This is a genomic window from Phenylobacterium sp. (assembly GCF_035276905.1).
Classification (GTDB): domain Bacteria; phylum Pseudomonadota; class Alphaproteobacteria; order Caulobacterales; family Caulobacteraceae; genus Phenylobacterium.
The window spans coordinates 1-3,260 of record NZ_DATELG010000280.1; the positions used below are offsets into that span (position 1 = coordinate 1).

A 3,260-nucleotide genomic window follows, 5' to 3' on the forward strand; every position below is an offset into this window, starting at 1 on the left:
GTCGAGCGGCTGGAGGCGCTGGCCGAGGAGCTGCGCGCGCGCCACGGCGCCCTGCCCTTCGTCGCGCCCGCGAACCTCGCCGACTCGGCCGGCGCGCGACGGCTGCTGGAACAGGTCGCGGAGCTCGGCCGGCCGGTCGAGGTGCTGATCAACAACGCCGGCTACGGCCTGACCGGCGCCTTCGCCCAGACCCGCTGGGCCGACCAGCAGGCCTTCCTGCAGCTGATGGTGGTCGCGCCCTGCGAGCTGGCGCACAAGCTGCTGCCCGGCATGATCGAGCGGCGCTACGGCCGGATCGTCAACGTCGCCTCGGTGGCCGGACTGGTCCCGGGCGCCGCGGGCCATACCCTCTATGGCCCGGCCAAGTGCCTGCTGATCAAGTTCTCGCAGAGCCTGCACCTGGAGGCGGCGGCGGACGGCGTGCACGTGAGCGCGCTCTGCCCCGGCTTCACCTACACCGAGTTCCACGACGTCAACGGCACCCGGGCCCGGACCAGCGCCGCCACGCCGAGGTGGATGTGGCTGCAGGCCGACAGGGTGGTCGAGGACGGCTGGCGGGCGGTGGAGGCGAACCGCGCGATCTGCGTGCCCGGCCTGGTCTACAAGCTGATCTGCGGCGCGGTGCGGCTGATGCCGGACGCGCTGGCGCTGGCGGTGATGCGGTCGCAGGGGCCGCGGTTCCGGACTACCTCGCCGGCGCCATCGCCGCCGGGCGGATGAAGCCTTGCGTGGCCTCCGCCAGGCCGCCCAGGATGAACTGCACCGCCATGGCGCAGAGGATCAGGCCCAGCACGCGCACGACGATGGTCAGGCCGATCCGGCCGAGGAGGCGGCTGATCAGCGGCGTCGACAGGAACGCCAGCAGCGTGCAGGCGCTGACGGCGGCGATGACGCCGACCCCGACCACGGCGCCGGCGAGGCCGAAGACGCGGGCTTGGCTGGCGTAGATCACCACCGTGGAGATCGCGCCCGGGCCGATCAGCAGCGGCATCGCGAAGGGCACGATCATCCGCTCGAACCGCTGGCGGGCGTAGCCGCGCGGGCCGGCCGCAGGACCCGCGGCGTCGGCGGCCTCGGCGAAGGTGGCGGTGAAGTCGTCGCGGGCCATCTGCAGGCCGGTGAGCAGCAGAATCACTCCCCCGGCGATGCGGAACGAGGCCAGCGAGATGCCGAAGAAGGCGAGCAGCGACAGGCCGGTGAAATAGAAGAAGGTGACGAAGCCCAGCACGAACAGCGAGACGTAGAGCGCGATATGCGCCCGCTCGCGCGGACCGGCGCCGACCGTGGCGGCGGCGAACACCGGCACGTTGCCCAGCGGATCGAGAAGGGCGAACAGGGCGACGAAGAAGTTGACCGCGAAGTCCGCCTGGCTCATGCAGCGCTCATAGCCCAAAATCGGAGCCTGCCCCATGGCCGCCGCGGATTCCCGGCTGATCGTGCCGCTCGACGTGCCCACGGCGGGCGAAGCGCGCGCCCTGGTCGCGCGGATCGGCGAGGCGGTCAGCTTCTACAAGGTCGGGCTGGAGCTCTTCGCCACCGACGGCATGGCGCTGGCCCGCGAGCTGAAGGGGCAGGGCAAGCAGGTGTTCCTGGACTGGAAGCTGCACGACATCGGCACGACCGTGGAGCGCGCGGCCCGGGCGCTGGCCGGATCGGGCTGCGACCTCCTCACCGTCCACGGCGAGCCGCAGGTGATGGCCGCCGCCGTGCGCGGCTGCGAGGGCTCGGCCTTAAAGATCCTGGCGGTGACGGTGCTGACCAGCCTGACCGACGCCGACCTGATCGAGACGGGCTACCACGAGGACGCCCGCAGCCTGGTCGAGCGCCGCATCCGCCAGGCGCTGGCCGCCGGCTGCCAGGGCGTGGTGGCGAGCCCGCACGAGGCCGAGCTCGCGCGCGCGATCGGCGGCGAGGGCTTCCTGGTGGTGACGCCCGGCGTCAGGCCCGACTGGTCCGCCAAGAACGACCAGGCCCGCGCGGCGACGCCGGCGGCGGCGCTGAAGGCCGGCGCCTCGCACATCGTCTGCGGCCGCCCGATCACCGCGGCGCAGGACCCGCGCGCGGCGGCGCTGCGGGTGGTGGAGGAGATGGCGGGGGCTTGAGGACGAGATCCCCCCCGTCAGGTGGCGGATCTGATTCTTGACTCCGACTTCTCCACAGGCGCATAAGCCCGCCCTTCTGGCGCAACCTCGGTCAGCGCCCTCCACCGCCACGACCCCCATCACCATATGGGACGAGGGCGGCGAGGCCCCCCGTCGACGTGTACGTTCACGGGGGTCGATCGCGTTTGGGTCATAAGGATCGCTATGTTCGAAGCACTGACAGATCGGCTTTCCGGCGTCTTCGACCGTCTCGGCGGGCGCGGCGTGCTGTCCGAGAAGGATGTCGACGAGGCGCTGCGCGAGGTGCGCGTGGCGCTCTTGGAGGCCGACGTCGCGCTGCCGGTGGTGCGCGAGTTCATCGCCAAGGCCAAGGAAAAGGCCACTGGCGAGGCGGTGATCCGCTCGGTCCGCCCCGCCGACCAGGTGGTGAAGATCACCTATGACGGCCTGGTCGAGATGCTGGGCGGCCCAATAGACGGTAAAGGGGGCGAGCCCGAGGGGCTGAACCTCTCGCTCAACCCGCCGACCGTGATCCTGATGGCCGGCCTGCAGGGCTCCGGCAAGACCACCACCGCCGCCAAGCTGGCGCTGCGCCTGGCCAGGGAGCGCAAGAAGGTGCTGGTCGCCTCGCTCGACACCCGCCGCCCGGCGGCGATGGAGCAGCTGGCGACGCTGGCCAGGCAGGCCGAGGTCGAGAGCCTGCCGATCGTTTCCGGCCAGTCCGCCCCCGACATCGCCCGGCGTGCGCTCTCCGCCGCCAAGCTGCAGGGCTACGACGTCGTCATCCTCGACACCGCCGGCCGCACGACGCTGGACGAGGCGATGATGAGCGAGGCGGCCGAGATCGCGAAGATCTCGAGCCCTTCCGAGACCCTGTTGGTCGCCGACAGCCTGACCGGCCAGGACGCGGTGCGGACCGCCAAGGCCTTCCACGAGCGCCTGCCGCTGACCGGCCTGGTGCTGACCCGGGCCGACGGCGACGGCCGCGGCGGGGCGGCGCTCTCCATGCGCGCGGTAACCGGCCTGCCGATCAAGTTCCTCGGCGTCTCGGAGAAGATCGACGGGCTCGACGCCTTCGACGCGCACCGGGTCGCCGGCCGCATCCTGGGCCAGGGCGACGTGGTGGCCCTGGTCGAGAAGGCCGCCCAGGACCTCGAC

At 72.0% G+C, this 3,260-nt stretch carries 4 protein-coding genes; 3 read left to right on the forward strand and 1 reads right to left on the reverse strand.

What is annotated here, in order from left to right:
• A partial coding sequence (locus tag VJS38_RS13095) for an SDR family NAD(P)-dependent oxidoreductase (protein ID WP_324088591.1) occupies window positions 1–720 on the forward strand: 720 nt, incomplete at its 5' end.
• Here VJS38_RS13095 and VJS38_RS13100 read toward each other — a convergent pair.
• Entirely contained in the window at window positions 686–1,375 is a 690-nt protein-coding gene (locus VJS38_RS13100) for a MarC family protein (protein WP_324088592.1), read from the reverse strand. The genes VJS38_RS13095 and VJS38_RS13100 overlap by 35 nt on opposite strands.
• A gap of 34 nt (window positions 1,376–1,409) precedes the next feature.
• Between VJS38_RS13100 and pyrF the strand changes: the two genes are divergently transcribed.
• Window positions 1,410–2,102: an orotidine-5'-phosphate decarboxylase gene (gene pyrF / locus VJS38_RS13105; protein ID WP_324088593.1), complete on the forward strand. Its 693-nt coding sequence runs from the start codon at window positions 1,410–1,412 to the stop codon at window positions 2,100–2,102.
• 204 nt (window positions 2,103–2,306) lie between these two features.
• On the forward strand, window positions 2,307–3,260 hold a 954-nt coding region (locus VJS38_RS13110), incomplete at its 3' end, for a signal recognition particle protein (RefSeq protein ID WP_324088594.1).